We start from the raw sequence: 20595 nt of genomic DNA, 5'->3' as shown, positions 1-20595 counted from the left end.
CGGCTGTCTGGTGCCAGACTCCAACTTGTGTTGAACATATTTTTTATTTTATAGGAGCGTCGAGCCAATCTAGACTGGCGTTAATGGGAAGTAAAGAGGGGAGCACGGCATCCCCCCAAACGGTACTTAAAGCGCGGTGAATGCTTGTTCAGCGGCGGCCAAGGTGGCGTCAATGTCAGCATCGCTGTGGGCCAGTGACAAAAAGCCCGCTTCAAAGGCACTGGGGGCCAGGTAAATACCGGCATCGAGCATCAGGTGGAAGAAGCGTTTGAACTTGTCAGTGTCACAGCCGCAAGCTTGGGTAAAGTTGGTCACTTCGGCTTCGTCGGTAAAGAAGATGCCGAACATGGCGCCTGCGTAGTTGACGGCCAGCGGTACACCGGCTTTGTCGGCGGCGGCTTTTAAGCCTTTGGCCAGTTTTTCGGTTTTAGCGGCAAGGGCCGCTTCATTGCCGGGCTGATCCAGTGCTTCGAGGGCTGCTAACCCGGCGGACATGGCTACCGGGTTGCCAGACAGCGTGCCTGCTTGGTAAACCGGGCCAACCGGCGCCAAGAACTCCATGATCTCGCGTTTGCCACCAAAGGCGCCCACCGGCATGCCGCCACCGATGATTTTACCCAAGGTGGTTAAATCCGGTTTGATACCGTAATAGGCCTGAGCGCCGCCCAGCGCCACGCGAAAGCCGGTCATCACCTCGTCAAAAATAAGCACGCTACCATAGCGGTCGCACAGTTCGCGCAGGCCTTGTAAAAAGCCTGGTTGTGGCGGTACGCAGTTCATGTTGCCAGCGACAGGTTCAACGATGATGGCGGCAACGTCATCTCCCACTTCTTGGAAAATGGCTTTTACCGAATCCAAGTCGTTGTAGGTTGCGGTGAGGGTATGCTGAGCAAACTCAGCTGGTACGCCCGGGGAGGTGGGCACGCCCATGGTCAGCATGCCAGAGCCGGCTTTAACCAGCAGGGTGTCGGCATGGCCATGATAGTTACCTTCAAATTTCACTATCTTGTTGCGGCTGGTGTAACCGCGGGCCAGACGAATGGCACTCATGGTGGCTTCGGTACCGGAATTGACCATCCGCACCATGTCCATGCTGGGCACCAGAGTACAGACCTTCTCGGCCATGGCCACTTCCAACTCGGTTGGCGCGCCAAATGACAAGCCCTTTTCGGCGGCTTTGATTACCGCTTCACGAATGGACGGGTGGTTGTGGCCCAAGATCATCGGCCCCCAGGAACCCACATAGTCGATATAGCGTTTGCCGTCTTCGTCGAAGACATAGGCGCCGTCAGCGTGTTCGATAAAAAGAGGCGTTCCGCCTACACCATTAAAGGCGCGAACCGGTGAGTTAACGCCACCGGGAATGCGGCGACGGGCTTTGCTGAACAGGTCTTGTGAACGGGACATGGGAATTCCTTATAGCGGTGCCTTGGTGGAGTGCCAAAGCACGGGGGCGTCGTATTTCTCCAGCTCTTTGTCTACTCCCAAGGTGAGAGCAAACAGGGCCATACGGATCAGAACACCGTTATCGGCCTGGCGGAAAATGGCCAAGCTTGGGTGTTCGTTAAGATCGTTATCCAATTCGTTGGCTTCGGCCCGAGAGTCACGGGGCAAAGGGTGCATGATAACGGTATTGGACTTGGCGTGCCGGGTATAAATAGCTTGGTTTAGGCGAAAGCGGCCGCGATATTGGCGGGCATCTTCCAGGGAAGGGAAGCGCTCTTCCTGGATACGGGTCAGGTAGCAGATGTCAGCCTGGCTGAGACTGCCTTCCAAGTGATCGGTAATGGTAATGTGGTGGCCCGCATTATCCAGAATGCTCAGCACTTCGTCAGGCATCGCCAGTTCGGGCGGTGACACCAGGGTAAAGCGGATGTCTTTGTATAAGCGCAGCAGTTTTGCTAGCGAGTGCACGGTACGGCCATGCTTGAGGTCGCCGACCATCGCAATGTGCATGCCGTCGATGGCTTGGCCGCGGCCCTTGAGTTCTTTTTCGATGGTGTAAAGGTCCAAAAGCGCCTGGGTGGGGTGCTCGTTGGCACCGTCACCGCCGTTAATAACCGGCACCCGCGAGCCTTTGGCAAATTCCGCAACCGAGCCCGAATCTGGGTGGCGCATGGCTATCACGTCGGAATAGCTCGACAGCACCCGGGCGGTGTCGTAAAGGCTTTCCCCTTTCGACAGCGACGAGCTGGCTAGGCCGACGGTTTCGCGCACCATACCGCCTAAAAGGTTAAAAGCGCAGCCAAAACTGACGCGGGTACGGGTGCTGGGTTCAAAAAACAAATTCCCGAGGATGGCCCCTTCTAATACCTTGGTGCGCTTGCGGCGGTGGGCATAGGGTTCCATGCGGTCGGCAACACCAAAAATGTCATTAATGGCATCTCTGTCCAACTGCTTGACGGAAAGGATATTGGTACCGGTGAAGTTCATGGGCGTCCTCGTTAGGTTGGGGCAGGGCGCCGTCCAGCAAGGCTGGCCTGGCTGGACCGACATTATAGTGATTAAGTCGCTCGCACAAAAGCCAACTTTTGCTTTGGTTTTGATATACTGCCAAGCCTTCGTAACCTACTGACTAAAAACGCCATGCAACCTAAAGCACAGTCAAGCAGCCTGGTCCGGCTTTTTCTCGCCGCTGATAAGACTCCGCTTGGGCTTCTGCTGTTGGCGGCGTTGGTTGGTATTATCGCCGGGTTATTTGCAACCGGCTTTCAAGCCGGCCTTCATCAAATTCTCGCCTGGCGCGTAGAAGGTATTAGCCATTGGGCGCAGTGGGGCTTGCCGCGCTGGATACTCGCTGTGGTTGTGACCGCCGCCATGACCGCACTGTCGCTGTGGATGACCTTTCGTTTTGCACCGGAAGCGGCAGGTTCTGGTATTCCTGAAATCGAAGGCGCCCTTGATAACCTGCGCCCCGTGCGGTGGTGGCGGGTGGTGCCGGTCAAGATTTTTGGCGGCTTCTTAGCCCAGGGTGGCGGGCAGGTATTAGGCCGTGAAGGGCCCACCGTCCAGTTGGGTGGCGCCGCCGGTAAAATGGTGGCCGATATTTTCAAGGTCAATAAAGACAACGCCCACGCCTTGCTGGCAGCCGGTGCGGCGGCAGGCCTTTCCAGCGCTTTTAATGCGCCGCTGGCCGGGGTGCTGTTTGTTATTGAGGAAATGCGCCCGCAATTTCGCTATGGGCTTATCTCCATTAAATGCGTACTGATTGGCACCGTGGTTGCCAATATCGTTTGCCGGTCTTTTCTTGGCCAGCAAGCCACCATTGAAATGCCAAGCTACAGTGCACCGGCGCTCAATACGCTGGCGCTGTTTTTGCTATTGGGTTGTCTGTTTGGTGCTTTTGGCATTCTCTTTAACCGCGGCGTCATTTGGACCCAAGACTGGTACGCCCGTTATCATAAAGGCATTTTGAATAACCGCCTTAAAATTGGCGCGGCGGTCGGTGCTTTGGTTGGGCTTTTTACTGTTTATGGTCCCAACCTCACCGGTGGCGGCATTGAAATTATTCCAGGCGTTACTGTCGGCAGCTTCGGCGTAGGCATGTTACTGCTACTGTTTATTGGCCGCTTAATTACCACCTTGTTGTGTTTTGCTTCTGGGGCGCCGGGCGGTATTTTTGCGCCAATGCTGGCCCTTGGTACCTTATTTGGTATGTGTTTTGGCACCCTTAGCCACAGCATCTTTCCAAGCCTTGATATTCAGCCCGGTACCTTTGCCATTGCTGGCATGGGCGCGCTTTTTGCGGCGACAGTACGGGCACCTTTAACCGGTATTATTCTGGTTATTGAGATGACCAATAACTACCTTTTGATTTTGCCGTTACTTATTACCTGTTTGGGCGCCACCATGGTGGCGCAAGCCCTTGGCGGTAAACCACTTTATGGGCAGTTATTGGCGCGTACCCTGGCCGCGGAAGCCAAAGCAAAGGCCCAGGCGCAGCAGGCCCAAACCGAGAAAGAAGCCACCGCCGCCTAAAAACCCTACATGGCCTGTGGTTGAAGCCAATGGCCCGGCGGGTGGATAATAGCGCCAGTTTGGATTTCGGAGTCTCTTATGAGCGAAGCAGCTATGCCCATCCAGTTTACCGATGCGGCTGCCCTCAAGGTCAAAGGCCTGATTGAGGAAGAACAGAACCCAGAGCTGAAATTACGGGTGTATGTGACCGGTGGTGGCTGCTCTGGTTTCCAGTACGGTTTTACCTTTGATGAGAAGGTCAACGAAGGCGACACCCTGATTGAAAAAGAAGGGGTTACCTTGGTAGTCGACCCGATGAGCCTGCAATATTTGGTGGGCGGCACTGTCGATTACACCGAAGGCCTGCAAGGGTCGCGATTCTTGGTGGATAACCCCAACGCCACCACGACCTGCGGTTGTGGGTCGAGCTTCTCGATTTGATAAAAAAGGCAGCCAAGGCTGCCTTTTTTAATGGCTAACGGTTACCGGCGTTAAGGCGGGTAATTTTTTGGCCAACTCCCTTCGCACTAAAACGTAACTCAGCAGCGCCTGCATAAAGCCAACTGCCACATACCAATGCCAAAGACTGGCTAGTGCAAAGCCCGGATGCCGGGAAATAACCAAAGCGCCAACGGCATACAATATCAAGCGTGCCATGGAGCTAAAAAGCGCTGGCCAAGTGTTGCCCATGCCTTGAAAAAAGCTTGAGCAGGTGAAATTGACGGCACTGGCAATAAAGACGAAGGCGATGATGTGTAAAAACTGCTTAGCAAAGTCGACAACCTCAGCGTTACTGGAAAAAATTTGCGCCAAGGCGGCCGGTTGCCAGCGGCACAGCAGCATCACAATGAGCATCAGCGCGATTTCAATCGCCAAGGTTTTATTCAGTGCTTCTTTGATACGTGGGCCGTTACCGGCGCCGAGGTTTTGGCCAACAATGGCTGGTAACGCCAGCGACACCGCTAACGCTGGCATAAAAAAGAGCTGCAACAGCCGCGAACCGACGCCGTAGGCGGCCTGCGCTTCATGGCCAAAACCCTTGATCAGCCAATAGCTGATGGCGGTAGATAAAAACATCATCAAAAACTCGCCACCAGATGGCAGGCCAATGTTGAATATCTTTTTCCAGCTGGGCCAGTGGGGTTTCATCAGGCTGAATTTTATGTGCACCGTGTGCTCAAGGCGCATGAAATACCAGCCCATGATGACTACCCCGATGGCAACCGAAACCGTGGTTGATAGCGCCGCCCCTACTACGCCCATGGGGTAGCCTGTTAACCAGCCTGCGGTCATTACCGGCGTCAGAAACATATTACAAAGCACCGTGATCACCTGTACCACCATGGTGGGCTTAACTATACCGGTGCCCCTGAGTGCTGAGCCGAGTGTTGAGTTGATAAACACCAGCGACAACGCCGGCAAGTACCAATGCATATAGGTAAGGCCTGCGGCGCGGCTGGGCGCATCTGCCGCCAGGGCATTAATGTACGCATCGGCAATGGCATAGCCCGTTAATAGGGTGAGGGCACAAAAGATAATGGCCAACAGCAGCGATTGATTAAAAACCAAATTCGCGCCTTGTTGGTCTTTGGCGCCAACGGTTTTGGCCACCAACGCCACAGTACCGACGCTGAGCATTTGGGTCAGTGCTACCACCAGCATCATGATGTTAGACGCGGCATTTACCCCGGCCAGCGCTTCACTGCCAAGGCGTGCCACAAAGTACAAGTCCACCATCAAATACAGGGTCTGTACCACCATACTCAGGGTGATGGGCAGCGCCATGGCCAGAATGTGGCGGCTGATGGGGCCACGGGTTAAGTCTTGCATCTGTTAGCGTCCCGCTGTGGCAATGGCGTCCTGCAAGGTTTGCAGCGCGCTTTGCAGTGCCTGCTGTTGCTGCTCGTTTAATGCGGCAAAGATATCTTCAGCGCAGTCGGCAAAGGTTTGGCTGGCTTCAGATAACACCCGTGCTCCTGCCGCGGTCAGTACCACCTCACTCACCCTGGCGTCTCTGGGATTTTGTTGGCGGCTGACCAGGCCGAGCTTTTCCATGGGCAGCAGCAGCCGGGTGATCCCAGAGGCACTTAACCCCGTCTGCTGGGCTAGGTCGATGCGGCGCAGGGTGCCTTTTGCTTCGTTGAGGTTTTTTAAAACCTGTAGTTCGGTAAAGCTCAAGCCGTGCATACTCAAGCGCCGCTCCAGTTGCTTAAGCAACTGGCCGTGCAGGGCGCTGATGCTTAGTAGTAGCTGTTGATTAAGGCTCATGATTTTTTATTGATGTATGTTTGAGTGGTCAAGTATTTGGTGGAAAAGAAAGCCAGTCAAGGCTTTCTGAACTAAGACCATTTCCTTATCGGCCATTTATGCCTAAGTAAAGACAGTTGACTGCCACAGGCTAGCATTACCAGAGCCAAGTATAGCCAGGGCCAGAGCTTGCTGGCATCGTCAAGTTGCTGTGTTAGGGAGTCATCTGTCCAGCCAAGACGCTGACTCAGCCAGACAAGGGCGGCGCCAGCGGCCGCGACACTGGCGAGGTTACGAAAAGGGGAATACCAACTACTACGGCTAAACAGCAATAACCAGGGCAATACAGCCACCACCACCACCAATTGCATGCTTTCGATGCCCAAATTAAAGCCGAGTAAGGCTGACAACATGGCGGGTAGATTAAAGCCGAGCCCTGACATGGTCTCGGCAAAAGCCATGCCGTGCACTAAGCCAAAACTTGCTGCAATAGCGATACCGCGCCCTCCCAATATTGGGCGATAAGCATGGATGGCTGATACCAAAATAGAGAATGCGACCAACGCTTCTACGGGCCTTGCGGGTACCACTATGACTTTTAGAGAAACCAGTGCCAAGGTCAGGCAATGGCCACAGGTAAAGGCTGTCACAAGGGCTAACATGGTTTTTATGCTTTGGCCGATGCTGGCCTTCGCTTGCCATTTCTTGCCCTTGGCCACTAGCGGCGCGGGTAGCAACAGGCAAAGCAGAAACAAGAGGTGGTCAGTCCCCTCTTGGATGTGTTCCAGGCCTGCCATATAAACAGCCTTGAAACCCCGCCACCAGCTATCCGTTGTATGAGTCAGAGCGGTGCTGTAGTGGTTGTAATGAAGAACCGCCAGTAGTTCAGGGTGGTTAGGGAAAATAGCTTGGTAGAAATCCCGCCGAATCGACACCATTACTTTGTGGGTGACCACGCGATGCAGTATCACGTCATAGTGCAACCGGTTGGCGGCCAACACAGCGCCCTTGCCGTTAAAGTTGACCTCAAATGCCAAGTAAGGGGCCTGGTTAACGGTTACCGGGTGCAGATTGCTGATTTGGCCTGTTAGTGGTTCTCCGCTTGGTGGCAGCAGTTTTATGTGGGGCTTAAGATAGGCAGTCACCTGGTCTAGCTGGAGCTGCTGCTCCTTAAAAAGCATCGGTGCGGCCATAAATAGCTGATCTTGCGGGATTTGTACGCTCAAATGCAGCCGATCTTGATAGCGGTCAACCCATACATTGCTGGCAAGCGCGGGGTGTGCCTGGACGGCAAAGCAGGTTAACCAGCTTAAGGTGACCAAAAGCCACCTTAGCGATAAGACGCGTCTCACAGACTGTCACCGTAATCCATGGTCTTGTCGCGATAGATGCTGTGATAATGGGTGGTACTGGTAAAGACAACGCCATTTTGACAAACCAGCTCTATCCACAAGCGGGGACCATCAATACGCATGTAGGTACCGGCAGTGTCCACATCGACACCTTTCGATTCGGTGCCAGCCCAAGCAATATAGGTGTCGGCCAAGGCGTCGGCGGTTGTGTAGGCTTCGAGCAGGGCGTCAGCGTCATCATCGGCATTAAAATCACTGACCCACTGCTTAATCGCGGCGATCACTAAAGCCTGTTGGTCGTCATCTAGGTCGGATACTAAAACGCCTCTTCTTTCGCTGCCGGTAGGATAGTCGTCGGGCATAGTGCCTGAGCCGTTATCCGGGCCAACAAGCACGTCGCTGTAGCTTTCGCCGCTCAAATAAGCACTGCTTAACTCGGTACTGGTTAAGTCATCGAACATGGCCACCAAGGCGTCACCTTCGTCGGCCATTGGAGCATAGGTGGTGGAGTTAATCTCAAAACTGGATTTTGGCTCGGCGCCAATGAAGTTTGGCACCGGGTAAGCGGTACCGGCTACAAATGTGAAGTTATAGGCGAGGTGGTGCCCACCTATCTGCAGGGCCCAATTACCGCTGGTGCTGGGCGTGCCAAACACGGCAATAAAATAAAGCCCTGAGCCATAAGCACTGCCACCGCCGCTTGCATTGAGATAATCATCGGCTGCCAAAATACCAAGGAAATCCTCGTAACCATCGTCACTTAACACCGCTTTGGCAACGGACATGGCATCAGCGAGTGTGCTGTCGTCCATGTCTTCAAAAGCCAGTCCATTGCGTGTGGTGCTGGCGGGCAGGTTGGACCAGACGGTTCGGTCAGTCGCGTCGTCAAAGTCGTATACCGTATCGCTTTGTTCATCGCTATCGAGGTCATTCAAAAAGGTATTGGTGGCACACACCACTTCTGCAATGTGTGTGCTTTCACTACAGACATCTGTGTCATAGCTGGTTGCAGTGTCTGTGTCTGTGTCTGTGTCTGTGTCTGTGTCTGTATCGGTCGTTGTGGTTGTGGTTGCGGTTGTGGTTGTTGAATCATCACTGCTACCACCACATGCGGTTAAAGCCAGTGTTGATAAGAGAAGCAGGACAAAGCGAAGACGATGCAGAGCCATAGAACACCCATGAAATGTATTGTTACTGTTAATTTAAAGTTTCAATTAAAGGCCATTTTTGTGGGGTTGAGCGTGATTTAAATAAGGAATGTTAAATTTTGGGGTGTTTGGAAAGGGGCGCTTTATTCATCAGTGTGCGCTTTTGCAAGCGAAGGGCTAGAAGGAATAACCAAAGTGCAATTTTAACCTTTTAAAAGGTAAAGGTTTTATTCGCTAGCATACGGGTTTATTGCTTTTCCAATAATGTGGGTCTGTCCCAATCCTGCTGGTACTGAGTGACAAGCTGTTGGCAGCGGGCGGGGAAATATTTCTCCAGCAAGGCAAATAAAATGGCTGCTGTTTCAGCATCCCACAGTCCGTCATAACGCGCTGGTCGAAAATGCATTTGAAAGACCGTCAGCACAGCTTGGCTCTGTTTGTCGAGCATACCGCTGGCATCAATGGCATAGCCGTAAGCGGCGAAGGCTTGCTGCATCAATGAAAAAGAGGGTAACCGCTCAGTAAAAAGCGCTTGATAGTGCAGCTTTGCCGGCGGGTTATACCAAGCGCCAATGCCGGCTTGGTAAAGCTTGAACCAAGGAAAGCGCGGGCCTGGGTCGTCTTTACGGTTGGGCGCAATGTCGGCATGGCCAACAACTTGGGTGGGGCCAACATCGGGGTAGCGAGCAAGAATATCGTTGGCGAGAGCAATCACCAGTTTTATCTGTTTGGGGTCAAAAGCCGGGTAATTGCAGTGCCTTCTGACCAGGCCTAAAGGATAGGGCGGCGGGTCACAATGGGGCACGTTAACAATTTCGATACCAATGGAAGTGTCGTTTAGGTTACTGCGGCCCTGCCAATAGCTGGCGCCAGCATGCCAGGCCCGCTGGTTCTCAGCGACCAGTTGAAAAATACGTAAACGACGATAAGGGTAACTTGGGTCTTTTGATTCGGGTACCAGATAGTGGCTGGATACTTCCTCTCCTTTGGCAAGGTCGCCAACGGAGCCAGCAAAGTCTTCAGCGGTGAAATGCAAAACTAAAAATTGCACGCGCTGGTTATAGCTTTTGGCAGGCAATTGGGTGATAGGTAAATCACTGCTACAGCTGGCCAGCAAAATAGCTAACAAAATTCCCCAATATCTCATGCGGTTACCCAGCAAATCCATTTCTTACATCCTAGGCCATTGCCGCTATTAGCAAGGACTACTAGCGGATTTTGGTTCAGCCTCGCTGCATCTTCTTTCCTCAGTCTTTTTGGTTAAATTTGTTTATCTTTAATGTTAAATGTCGTTTCGGTAACAGCGGGCTTGAGTATGAAAGAACAGAACAAAACACGGCGCCGATTAGTCAAGGCCTTAGGTGTGGCGGCAGTGTCGGTGCCCTTTTGGACACTCTATGGTTGTGGCTCTGGTTCCTCTGATAGCAGCACTAGTGCTAGCAGTGATAGTGATTCGTCGTCAGACACCGACACTGATAGCGGCAGCGATGATACCGATACCAGCAGTGACTTGGATTTTAGCTACGACTGGGCCACCGGTGGTACCGCGGCAATGACGGCCAATTTTCCTGATGACAGCCTTTTTGAAACCAGTAGCACCTGTACCGTGGCATTAACCGGTGCGTTAACTCAGGGGCCTTGTTATTTCACCGGCCAAACCTTGCAGGATATTTCAGAAGACAGGGAAGGCTTGCCGATGCAGCTTTGCCTAAGGGTGATTGATAGTAACTGTGACCCGGTTGAAAGCCTGGAAATTCAGGTATGGCATTGCGATGTAGACGGTATTTATTCCGGTGATACCTCTGATGCCGAAGATGGCGGTGAAGATTTTAATACCTCGTTTTGTACTGATAACGAGTCTGCCGCGCTAGCGTCGCAGTGGTTTCGTGGTTACCAAGTCACCGACAGCAACGGCCGCGTTAATTTTGCCAGTTGTTTTCCGGGCTGGTATTCCAGCCGTACCATCCATATTCACTTTAAAATCATCAGTAATGGCAGCGAGGAACTGATCAGCCAGTTCTGTTTCCCCGATGCGCTGACCGCCAATATCTGCACCACGCAGTCGGATTATAGCGATCGCGGTATTCAAGACACTACGTTGGCAAGTGGCTCTGACACCGTTTACGGCAGTGATTACGAGGATTATCTATTCGACTGGGAGCAAAACAGCGACGGCTCCATCCTGGTGTATAAAACCATTCAACTCAGCTAAAAAAGCCGCCCTTGAGGCGGCTTTTTTGTACGGCGACTATCTTGTTATTTCCCATGCCAGTATTTATAGAGCTTGGTCAGTTTTTGTCTTTCTGGCAGCTGTTACTATAAAAAGACCCGCTGTTTTAAGGGAGCCGTATGTTAAAGCCCTTGTCTCTTCCCCAGTATTTAATGCATCAAGACAGTTGCCTCAATAATGCCTTTGGCGTGCTTTGCTGGAATACCCAAAAACAGACCCTGGACCGGCGTTTCCAATACCGGCTTTGGAGCCTGGTGCACCAATATCCGTCGGCAATGCTTTTGCTGCAAGAAGCCAAGTTGCCCCTTGGCCAGCGGCTAAATTTGGCGGGATTGTCTTATGCGATGGCACCAAACATTCAAACCCGTTCACACTATTACGGTGTATTAACGGCCTCTAATTGCAGCTTTGAGCAACTTGAGCCCATGCTCAGCGACACCCGAGAGCTGCGCTTTGCCACCCATAAAAGCGCCATGATTAGCCAGCACCGCTTGGCTAACGAGCAGCTACTGCTGGTGGCCAATGTGCATGCGGTTAACTTTGTGCACCACAAGCGGTTTTTATCTGAGATCCAGGAGCTGCGTGACCGGCTTCGGCGCCACCAGGGGCCGATGGTGTTGGCAGGAGATTTCAATGTTTGGAGCCCAAGACGCAACCACTATCTGGGCGAGGTTATTGAAGAGTTAGGCCTAAAACAGGCCGTAATGGAAAACCCCCATCACATTAAAAGTATGTTTCGGCTGCCGCTGGATTTTATTTTTTATCGCGGCCTGACATTACAAACCGCTACCGCGATTGATACCGATGTAATTTCTGACCATAACCCCATCTACGCCCGTTTTAGTTTCAGCTGATGCCGAGGCTACCAAGGTATATTTTAAGCGCTGTTACCACCAATGCTTTTTAGCCATTCCACGCCGTTAAGGGCGTGTGGCTTAGCCGTCACCTGCGTTGTCGTTGAGCGCGAGGTTATGTAATGACCGTTTAAAAACTCCCCCAAAGGCTGCCCAATATCAACACCGCCACCAGGGCTGTGACGGCACCGAGAATACTGACCACGAACAGATCCAAGTAGCTCTCTTTGTGTTTACAGCCACAAACTGCCAATAGCGTAATCACGGCGCCATTATGGGGCAGGCTGTCCAAGGTGCCGCACGCTAACACTGCCACTCTGTGTAAAAGGGCTGGGTCTAGGCCAATGGCCTGAGCTTGGTGCATAAAAGTGCTGGCTAAGGTATCCAGGGCGATGGTTAAGCCCCCTGATGCAGAACCTGTTAGGGCGCAAAGTATGTTGGTGGTCAGCGCCATGGACACCAAGGGACCGGCATTCATTGCCAATAAGGCATCCCGCACTGATTGAAAGGCGGGTAGGGCGGCTATTACGGCGCCAAAGCCGACCAAGCAGGCAACGTTAATGACCGGCAATACCGAAGCATTGGCTCCTGCATCTAAGGTTTTGCGAAGCGCGGTCAGGCGTTTTTTGTTAATAACAATGGCAACGATAATGGCGCTGCCTAAGGCAGTTATCACCGCCCAAACACCGGCGACGGCGTGAATATTGGTGCTGCCCCACTCAGGCGCTGCTAAGTAGTCGGCGTTGGCATTGGGAAGTAGCCACAGCGACATCACCATATTAACTGCAATCACCACCAGTAAAGGCAGCAGCGCCAGCCAAAAGCCTGGCATGTGTTGGCTCTGTTGCCCTTTTGACAGCTCGGCGGTATCAAACTCGCGGGTGATGGCGGCCATTTCTCGCAGTTTGTCGTCAGCTGTTAAGGCGTCAACATTCAATGCCAGATCATCGCCAAAGCCTTCGCCTTTGGCTTTTGCCTGGCGCTGGGCACGGCCGAGCCACAACAAACCAACCGCTAACATTAAAGCGCTAGCAATCAGCCCTAAGCCGGGTGCGGCATAGGGGGTGGTACCAAGAAACGGCATGGGGATGGCATTTTGAATGGAGGGCGTGCCCGGCATGGCCGACATGGTAAAGGTTGAGGTTCCCAGCATCAGAGCAGCAGGCATTAAACGTCTTGGGATCTGCGCCTGGCGAAATAGGGCTTGGGCCATGGGCCCTAATACAAAAAAGGCAACAAAGAGACTAACGCCACCGTAAGTCACCAAAGCGCCAGCCAAGACCACGGCCAACATCGCTTTTTTGGCGCCCATATGCTGCATCATGGTGTTAGCGATAGTGGTCATGGCGCCGCTATCTTCCATTAGTTTGCCGAAAATCGCGCCTAACAAGAACAGCGGGAAATACTGCAAAAAGAAGCCGCCCGCACTGGTCATGTAAAGTTGAGTCCAACTGGCCAGTAGTGGTTGCCCGGCAAAAAATGCCGCCAACAGCGCCAGTAGTGGCGATAAGATCAATGTGCTCCAACCGCGATAAGCCAAATAAATCAGCAAACCCAGAGCCAGCAATATGCCCAGTAGCCCCATGTGACTTGCCCTCCTTGGCAGTAACGGCGGTTAGTTTGCAGTGGGTAGCATTGCGTCTAAATCGAGGGTGGCTTCTTTGCCGATGCGCGCACCGCATTGTTCTATAAACAGCGCTGCCGAACGGCGGCCTTCGTCTCTAAGCATCAGCAAAAATGGCCACTCCGCATTGAGTTTGGAGGAGTAGTCGAGCTTTAACATCATGTCGGTGGTGATGCGGTGCAGGCGCATATTGGCCCAGCGGTTTCCTTCTTGAAATTCAGAGCAAATGCTTTGCCGTAAAAAGGCGATCATGCGCAGCTCTTTTAGCAGGCCGGCGTTAAACGACACCTCGTTAATACGGTTACTAATGGCGTGGGCGGTAGTGGGGATGTCATTGCGTTGCACCGGGTTGATTTGCACCAAAATGGTGTCGTCGGCGGCGCTTTCCTGCATCAGTGGCCCCAAAGCCGGGTTCCCCGAGTAACCGCCGTCCCAGTAAAATTCGCCATCAATTTCTACCGCATGGTAGAGGGTTGGTAGGCAAGCTGATGCCATCAGCGCTGCGGTATTAATTTCGTGCTGGCGGAATACCTTGCCAGCCCCGGTGTGCACATTGGTTGCCGTCACGAAAAGTTTAATGGGCGCATCGGCAATGCTTTCAAAATTCAGGCAGTTATCAAGAATAACGGCTAAAGGGTTACCGCCGTAGGGATTCAGATCGTAGGGCGAGAACATTCTGGCGGTCATGTCCATCAGCTGGTAGGCAGGGGAGTTTTCCAGTGACCAGTTACCAAATAGCACATCTAAGGGGGTGCGCTGAATGGGGCTGAACATGGCGGCATTGGCCACCATTCGCCAAAACTGGTGCAATTTTCGCCGTGCACCAAGGCGGCCATCTTCGCAGAAGCCCTCAACCAATACCGCGGCATTCATCGCCCCAGCTGAGGTGCCAGAGATGCCTTCAAAATGCAGCCAGTCTTCTTCTAGCAACCTATCCAACACCCCCCAGGTAAAGGCGCCATGGGAACCTCCCCCTTGTAGAGCTAAATCAACGGTGACATCGGGCCGATGCTGGGTTGATGCACGCACAGTGGTCATGAAGTCATCTCCGGGCAAGTCGTCTCTGGCGGTTGCGGTTGGCATACAAAAGTGCTGCGTGCTGCTGACATGGGCCTTAGCTACGTGGCTAAGCCTCGCTGATGATTTGTTTAGCCTAGGTGAGTTTGTGGTAAGCGCAAGAGGCTCAAGCGAGTGTAATAAAAGGATTATTTTATTCTGTGAGCTGCCGCTTACAAAATGCCGGTATGAATTTTTATTTGAATATATTGATTTTATATTCTTTCGAGTTAATGATGGAACGCTATGAATATCGCACCCGTTATGTGTAGCCACAGCCTTAACCGACGCCGCTTGCGGCGCTGCGGTTAAGGCTGTCTGTTACTGACCAAACCGCAGCCGTTGCTGCGGTTTTTTATTGCCAGGAGGCAATGAAATGCACCGTGATTTTGCAGCGCTTATTCCTGTTGCCAAAAAGCCCAAGCAGCTTTTTGTGAAAGGCCAGGGAAGCTACCTTTTTGACAGCCAGGGCCAAAGCTACTTGGACCTTATCCAGGGCTGGGCGGTCAATACCCTTGGCCATTGCCCGGCGGTGATGCAACAGGCGCTGGCCGAGCAAGCGGCAACCCTGGTTAACGCCAGCCCCGGCTTTTATAACGAGCCGTTGCTAAAACTTGCCAATACCTTGGTGGCGCACTCAGTATTCGACCAAGTGTTCTTTGCCTCCAGTGGCGCCGAGGCCAACGAAGGGGCCATTAAGCTGGCCCGGCGCTGGGGTGAAAAACACAAAAAGGGCGCCTTTAAAATCATTACCTTTGAAGGCGGCTTTCATGGCCGCACCCTCGCCACCATGTCAGCGTGCGGCAAACCGGCTTTTGAAAAGCTGTTCGAGCCCAAGGTGCCGGGCTTCATCAAGGTGCCTTTTAATGACTTGGCGGCGGTTAAGGCCGCCATTGATGATGCCACCGTTGCCGTAATGCTAGAGCCTATTCAAGGTGAGGCAGGAGTTATACCGGCAACGGCTGCCTTTCTTCGCGGTTTGCAGCAGCTTTGTGAGGCGAACAACCTGCTTTTGATCGTCGACGAGGTACAAACCGGCATTGGCCGCACCGGCAAACTCTTTGCCTACCAGCACCATGGCATCAAACCGCACATCATGACCCTGGCCAAAGGTCTTGGCGGCGGTGTGCCGCTGTCGGCGATGCTCATCGATAAAACCATTAGCTGCTTTGAATACGGTGACCAGGGCGGCACCTTTAGTGGCAATCCACTGATGTGCGCTGTTGGCCTGGCGATGCTAAACGCGGTAACAGCGCCGGGCTTTTTGGATGAGGTGAACGAGCGCAGCCGCCAGCTATGGGCGGGGCTAGAAGCGCTAAGCCAAAAATACGGCCTTGGCGAAGTGCGTGGTCAGGGCCTGTTGCTGGCGCTAAATACCGGCGAGGTTAACGCGAATGTTTTGGTGGAAAAAGCCATGGCAGCGGGGTTACTGATTAACGCGCCGCGCCCCAACACCCTGCGTTTTATGCCCGCCCTTAACATTAGCGAAGCGCAAATCGCTGAGGCGTTAGCCATATTGGACGGATTGTTTCATCAGTAAAAAAGCCGCCATAGGGCGGCTTTTTTACTCAGGCCTCTTCAAGGGCCGTTTCGTTATCGCTGGCCTTGGCTTCAACAAAAATCCAGTCTTTTTCTTCCACCAGGTTGACGGTGCCATCGCGAGTGGTGCGAATGGGCACCACGATGTCGCAGGAGATCTGCGGTTTTACTGAGGCGAAAATCGGCACAAAGCCAAAGTGGTGGGCGGTGTCGATAATGGCGCGCTGGTTAGCCGGGTCAATATCTGCCGCTTCGTCGATATACAGCGGAATACTGTATAGGCCCCGCTCTTTTTCATTGAGCAGTTGGCGGATAAAGAGCATGCCGCATAACAGCTTAATGGTGATCCGGGTGCCGTTAGAGCCTGCTGAGTCAATTTTATCGAACGAGTCGGTGTTGCCGCTGCGGTCGGTGACTTTAAAGCGAATATCGAAAAGGTCATCCAGGGTCAGGCCGGCCGCTTCGGTGCCCACTTTAATCAGATAATCTTTGGCTTCGCTAAGGGCTTTGTCGTCGCTTGGCTGGTTTAAATCCAGTAAATCAAAGCTTTGGCCCGCTTCATAGGTTTTTGAGGTTTCCAGTATGGTGTCGATGTGTTGCACCAGTTGCGGCCGGTCGACCACCTCAATTTTAAAGCCTTTGAGGTTGGAAATAGGGTGGCGGGTAATGCCTTGGTTAAAGCGGTCCATTTCGCCATGCAAGCGGTGCAAGTCGTCACGCAGCGAGCTTAACGTCCCCGCCACGTCCACCAGTGCGGCGCGGGCCTGACGGGCAATGACTTCCCGCTCTGCCGGCAGGTTATGGAAGCTGTTAATGAGCTTCATGCAGCGGGTTTCTTCGTCTGGCTCACCGTCAAACTGGCTAATACCCTGCTTGAAAAGGTGCATGTAGGTGTTGGTTATTCCTAAATCGTGGTCACGCAGCTCCCGGCATTCGCGGTTAAAGTGCTCCACGCTTTCACTTAGCGCGTCCATATCCAGGCGAATATCAATCATGTAAGGCGTGGCACGGCCGCTGATAAGGTCGAGCTGGTCATCAATGCGCTGGCCTTTGACCCGGTTCAAGGTTTCGCCTTGGCGTTTGAATTGCTCTTCGGTGACCTTGAGCTGCATCAGCTGGTCATTCAGGCGGCTTTCCATGGCCCTGAGTTCTTCGAGCTGCTCGCGAAGGGCCGCTTCTTCTTCGGCCAGGGTGTCAAACTGGGCTTGGCGCTCGGGATAAAGAGCCTGCATTTCCTGAAAGCGTTTAAAGGCACGCAGGGCGGCTTGTTCTTCTTCCACTTGCCGCTCAAGAGCACTTTTTTCGGCCAGCTTGGCTTCTAAGTCTTGTGCCACTTTTAGCTGAACATTCAGTTGCTGAAGCTCAGCTTCTTGCTGGTCGATGGTTTCTTTTAATTGCAGTTTGTCTTCACTGGCGGAGAACTGCGCCGAATGCAGATGGCTTAAATCGACCGTTGCCCCCGGCAGCTGCATCAGCTGGCCCTTGATGGCATCGGCCACTGCTTCCAAGAAGTCGCCGAAGGCACCGTCATCGGTGATTGCAACTTCGCCGCCCTTGGCGGTAGAAAGCGCCAGTAGGTCGGGGTTAAGCAGTTTACTGACCTCGGCCATTTCCCCTGGTGCCAAGTCTTCGCGCAGCCTGGAATAGAGGTTGTACTCGAGGTTTTTAAATTGCAGCTTGTTGGAGGTGAGCTGGCGGCGAAGGTCTTTGATGCGCCGCTCAATAGCCGACATGGGCTGCGCCTTGGCTGATGCCAGCAGGCCTACCAACTCTTCGTATTCGGCCTTGAGGCTGTCGATGTTGGCTTTAAGAGTCGGCTCGTCTACCAGGGCAAAGTCTTGGTAAAGGGCATTGTATTCGTCCAGCCACTGGCCAAGGCTGGTTTTGGTGCCGCCTAGGTCCAGCATTTGGTTTTGCAAAAAGCCAAACTTGTCTTTAAGGCCGGCTTTTTCCTCGCTTAAGGTGCCGCGCTTATACGTTAGCTCATGGTGCTTTTCTTCCATGTGGTCATGCCATTGCACCAAGGCTTCATCGAGCTTGGGTTGGTAGGCGGCCAGTTTGCCTTTTAGCACGGCGCGGCTATCTAGCAGGTTTTCCAGGGCGCTAATGGCTTCGCCTTCTTTTTCCATGGCCAACAGCTGGGCGCGCATGCGGTTTACCCGGTCAAAGGCATTGTGCCAAACCGCCAAGAAATCGATGCGGGCATTGGAAAAATGCCGGTCAAAGACCTTGAGCATAAAGCCTTTAACGTCTTGGGCGGTGAGCTTATGCAGATTCAGCATCCGCCGGAAAATTTCTTTATAAACCGGTGCGTCCGAGACGTTATTAAGCGGGATAAGCTTCATGGCCAGGTGGTCGTACGGGCTGGCGCCACCGGTTAATAAGGCATTGAGTTCAGAAGCTTTTAATTCCTGGGGAATACGGCCGTATTGGTGCAGGCGCTCAATCAGTTTGCCGTAGGGCAGTATGGTTTTACCGTCCATGTAGTCCCCCAAATCCAAAGGGCCTTCATAGCAAAAATACTGATATTGATAACCGCTGGCTTTGCCGCGGCCGGCCACGCCAATGGTCATGGCGCGATCCCCTGGCAACCTGGCTTCTAAGAGCACGTATGAGCGGTCGGTAGAGAAATAAAATTTGCGGGTTTCTTCAAAGCTGTGGCCGTCCCACTCGGTCAGCCGCATGTCGTTAATCAGCGGAAATTGCAGGGCGTTGATCACCGACGATTTACCGGTGTTGTTCGGCGCGCAGACCGACACCGATTTATCCAGCGGCAACACACATTTGCCGTAGCCTGCGGTATTCAGCAGTGCCAGCTTGGTCAGGCCGTAACGAAGTTCAGACATCAACTTTTTCCTCGGTCAGGGCCAGGGCGGCGTCTAGAAAACGGTGGCAAGGGGCCAACAGCTTAAAACCATCGGCTTCTTCCCGGGCAAAGCCCAGGCGCACCATGCGGTTAAAGACTTCTTTGCGTAAATCAGAGGCGCTTTGCACGTTGAGCTGCTCAAACAGCGGCAAGTGGCGGCTGACCAGCGCGTCCATGTCGTTAAACCCTAAAACGTTATCAAACAGGGCGTTGACCGGATCCTTGCCGGCATCGGCGTAGTCTTCCACCAGGCAATACAGGGTGAGGGCGAACCACTGGGACGTTTTCGACATGTTGACCGAGGTTTCCGGTGTGTCGAAATAGAAAAAGCCACGTTCGTCATGCACCAATTGGTAGCCAAGGGCGGCGAAAAGGGCGGCATAGGCGTCATGTTGGGCGCTCAGTTCCAGCCACAGGCCCGGCTCGGTTTCACTCAAGTGGTAACCGGCAGCCAGTTTACGGTGAATGTCTTCTAGGGCCTTGAGTTCGGCCAAATCAATCTGCATGGCGGATCTCCAGCGGATGAAGTTGAATGGTGCAGTCGTTCAGTGCCAGGGTTTGCATCTGGCCATGGGGCGCTTCGGCCTTAAGCTGAATGTGCTGATAAAGGTGTAAAAGTTCGTCTGCGGCCAATTCTGGGTAGCTCTCAAGCAGCCAGTGAATGGCGCTGGGTTGTTTAGAGGCGTTAAAGGCGTGCTGCACCTGCTGCGGGTCGGGCAGGTGCAAGTGGCTGGGCGGCGCGATGTCGTCATCGTCTGGTAGCACCACCTCTTCTTCTTTGTAATCGGCTATTTCACCTAGGTAGGCCAATAGCTGGCTTTGGCTGGCCAAGGCGCGGCGCTGGTTGTCTGAGGCAATGACCGGCATGGCCGTTAGTGCCCGCTCCAGGCCTTTTTTGCGCACTTCACCCAAGAGGGTGGAAGCGGCTTTGGCAATAAGGGTATTTTTACGCAGCTCTTGGCGTAGTGGCAGCAACAGATCAGAAGCGCGGCGCAGGCTTTCACGGCCTTCATTAAACAGTACCAAGATACGGGTTCGCAGTAACAACAGGCCGTTACGTACCTCAAACAGATGGCCAGATTTTTCCAGGCGACGATGCTGGTAATGCAGGTTCACCGCCAGGGCGTCCAGCGCTTGGGCAAAACGGCCATTGGTGTCGAGCATATCCACCATCGGTTCGATGTAGTCGTCGAAGGCATCCAATACCAACTGGTAGCGGTGGTTAAGGGACAGGCCCGTTTGGGTTTTTGCGGTTTCCGCCAGGCGATAAATTGCCCCTTCGTTGTCTTTAAACTGGCCTGCCACCTTGCGCACCAGATTGTCGATGCGGCGCAGGTAACGGCGGCTGTCTTCGCCATCTAAGCTCTCTAAACTTTCTTCGAGCTTGGCGCTTAAGCGGCCAACTTCTTCCAGTTGCGCTTCAATTTCGCCAGCCAGTCCTAATTGGTGTTCTTTGACCAGATACTGGACGAACTCAAACACGGCGCCATTCATTTCCAGCAGGCTGGATTTGGGCAGCGGTAACACCAGGTCCAGGCTCAGCAGCTTTTCGGCTTCTTTAAAGAGCTTTTCGTGGCCCCAATCCGGGTTTTGCTGGCGGAAAATGCCCTGCAAGTCTTGAAAACTAAAGGGGCTAAAACCGAAGCGTTCAACCACCTTTTCGAAGATAAGCCAATGCTCGGCAAGTAAACGTATGATTTTACTGGGGTGATGCATGCAGTC

Annotated in this window: 17 protein-coding genes; 5 read left to right on the top strand and 12 right to left on the bottom strand. The window is 53.2% G+C overall.

Annotated elements, in window-relative coordinates; all coding sequences use genetic code 11:
* Positions 1-126: 126 nt before the first annotated feature.
* Positions 127-1407, bottom strand: coding sequence for a glutamate-1-semialdehyde 2,1-aminomutase (gene hemL / locus DW350_RS15050; protein ID WP_115719718.1), 1281 nt, complete (start codon positions 1405-1407; stop codon positions 127-129).
* A 9-nt stretch (positions 1408-1416) separates the two neighbouring features.
* On the bottom strand, positions 1417-2433 hold the full coding sequence (locus DW350_RS15045; RefSeq protein WP_115719717.1) for an aspartate carbamoyltransferase: 1017 nt from the start codon (positions 2431-2433) through the stop codon (positions 1417-1419).
* A 153-nt stretch (positions 2434-2586) separates the two neighbouring features.
* Here DW350_RS15045 and clcA point away from each other — a divergent pair, with 153 nt between their 5' ends.
* Positions 2587-3978: a H(+)/Cl(-) exchange transporter ClcA gene (gene clcA / locus DW350_RS15040; RefSeq protein WP_115719716.1), complete on the top strand. Its 1392-nt coding sequence runs from the start codon at positions 2587-2589 to the stop codon at positions 3976-3978.
* Positions 3979-4056: 78 nt separating this feature from the next.
* Entirely contained in the window at positions 4057-4398 is a 342-nt protein-coding gene (erpA, locus tag DW350_RS15035; protein WP_115719715.1) for an iron-sulfur cluster insertion protein ErpA, read from the top strand.
* A 27-nt stretch (positions 4399-4425) separates the two neighbouring features.
* Here erpA and DW350_RS15030 read toward each other — a convergent pair whose 3' ends face one another.
* The 5 genes from DW350_RS15030 to DW350_RS15010 form a co-directional block, all read right to left on the bottom strand.
* A complete protein-coding gene (locus DW350_RS15030; RefSeq protein ID WP_226911331.1) occupies positions 4426-5787 on the bottom strand; it encodes an MATE family efflux transporter in 1362 nt (453 codons plus the stop codon).
* A gap of 3 nt (positions 5788-5790) precedes the next feature.
* On the bottom strand, positions 5791-6225 hold the full coding sequence (locus tag DW350_RS15025; protein ID WP_115719714.1) for a MarR family winged helix-turn-helix transcriptional regulator: 435 nt from the start codon (positions 6223-6225) through the stop codon (positions 5791-5793).
* A 71-nt stretch (positions 6226-6296) separates the two neighbouring features.
* On the bottom strand, positions 6297-7556 hold the full coding sequence (locus DW350_RS15020) for a HupE/UreJ family protein (protein ID WP_152032994.1): 1260 nt from the start codon (positions 7554-7556) through the stop codon (positions 6297-6299).
* Entirely contained in the window at positions 7553-8512 is a 960-nt protein-coding gene (locus DW350_RS15015; RefSeq protein WP_192954703.1) for a DUF3500 domain-containing protein, read from the bottom strand. The genes DW350_RS15020 and DW350_RS15015 overlap by 4 nt, the downstream gene beginning before the upstream one ends.
* 439 nt (positions 8513-8951) lie before the next feature.
* Positions 8952-9872 carry an N-acetylmuramoyl-L-alanine amidase gene (locus DW350_RS15010; protein WP_115719711.1) on the bottom strand — a complete coding sequence of 307 codons (921 nt, stop codon included), beginning with the start codon at positions 9870-9872 and terminating at the stop codon, positions 8952-8954.
* 147 nt (positions 9873-10019) lie between these two features.
* On the opposite strand from DW350_RS15010, the gene DW350_RS15005 reads away from it, so the two are divergent.
* Positions 10020-10916 (top strand): dioxygenase family protein, encoded by an 897-nt coding sequence (locus tag DW350_RS15005; protein ID WP_115719710.1) that lies wholly within the window; start codon positions 10020-10022, stop codon positions 10914-10916.
* Positions 10917-11053: 137 nt separating this feature from the next.
* Positions 11054-11788, top strand: coding sequence for an endonuclease/exonuclease/phosphatase family protein (locus DW350_RS15000; protein ID WP_115719709.1), 735 nt, complete (start codon positions 11054-11056; stop codon positions 11786-11788).
* 130 nt (positions 11789-11918) lie between these two features.
* On the opposite strand, the gene DW350_RS14995 is transcribed toward DW350_RS15000, so the two are convergent.
* Both DW350_RS14995 and DW350_RS14990 read right to left on the bottom strand, forming a co-directional pair.
* A complete protein-coding gene (locus DW350_RS14995) occupies positions 11919-13373 on the bottom strand; it encodes a GntP family permease (protein WP_115719708.1) in 1455 nt (484 codons plus the stop codon).
* Positions 13374-13403: 30 nt separating this feature from the next.
* A complete protein-coding gene (locus DW350_RS14990) occupies positions 13404-14495 on the bottom strand; it encodes a patatin-like phospholipase family protein (protein ID WP_336406948.1) in 1092 nt (363 codons plus the stop codon).
* A gap of 349 nt (positions 14496-14844) precedes the next feature.
* Between DW350_RS14990 and DW350_RS14985 the strand changes: the two genes are divergently transcribed.
* Complete coding sequence (locus tag DW350_RS14985) at positions 14845-16008, top strand: acetylornithine transaminase (protein WP_115719707.1); 1164 nt, start codon at positions 14845-14847, stop codon at positions 16006-16008.
* A 28-nt stretch (positions 16009-16036) separates the two neighbouring features.
* Here DW350_RS14985 and DW350_RS14980 read toward each other — a convergent pair whose 3' ends face one another.
* The 3 genes from DW350_RS14980 to DW350_RS14970 are packed head-to-tail and all read right to left on the bottom strand — an operon-like array spanning position 16037 to position 20589.
* A complete protein-coding gene (locus tag DW350_RS14980) occupies positions 16037-18853 on the bottom strand; it encodes an Mks condensin complex protein MksF (RefSeq protein ID WP_115719706.1) in 2817 nt (938 codons plus the stop codon).
* Positions 18846-19379, bottom strand: a complete 534-nt coding sequence (locus DW350_RS14975; protein WP_115719705.1) for a condensin complex protein MksE — start codon at positions 19377-19379, stop codon at positions 18846-18848. The genes DW350_RS14980 and DW350_RS14975 overlap by 8 nt, the downstream gene beginning before the upstream one ends.
* Positions 19369-20589 carry an MksB family condensin complex protein gene (locus tag DW350_RS14970; RefSeq protein WP_115719704.1) on the bottom strand — a complete coding sequence of 407 codons (1221 nt, stop codon included), beginning with the start codon at positions 20587-20589 and terminating at the stop codon, positions 19369-19371. The genes DW350_RS14975 and DW350_RS14970 overlap by 11 nt, the downstream gene beginning before the upstream one ends.
* Positions 20590-20595: the final 6 nt, after the last annotated feature.

Source organism: Gallaecimonas mangrovi (assembly GCF_003367375.1).
Taxonomy (GTDB): Bacteria; Pseudomonadota; Gammaproteobacteria; order Enterobacterales; family Gallaecimonadaceae; genus Gallaecimonas; species Gallaecimonas mangrovi.
This window is presented reverse-complemented; position numbering and strand designations above follow the sequence as displayed.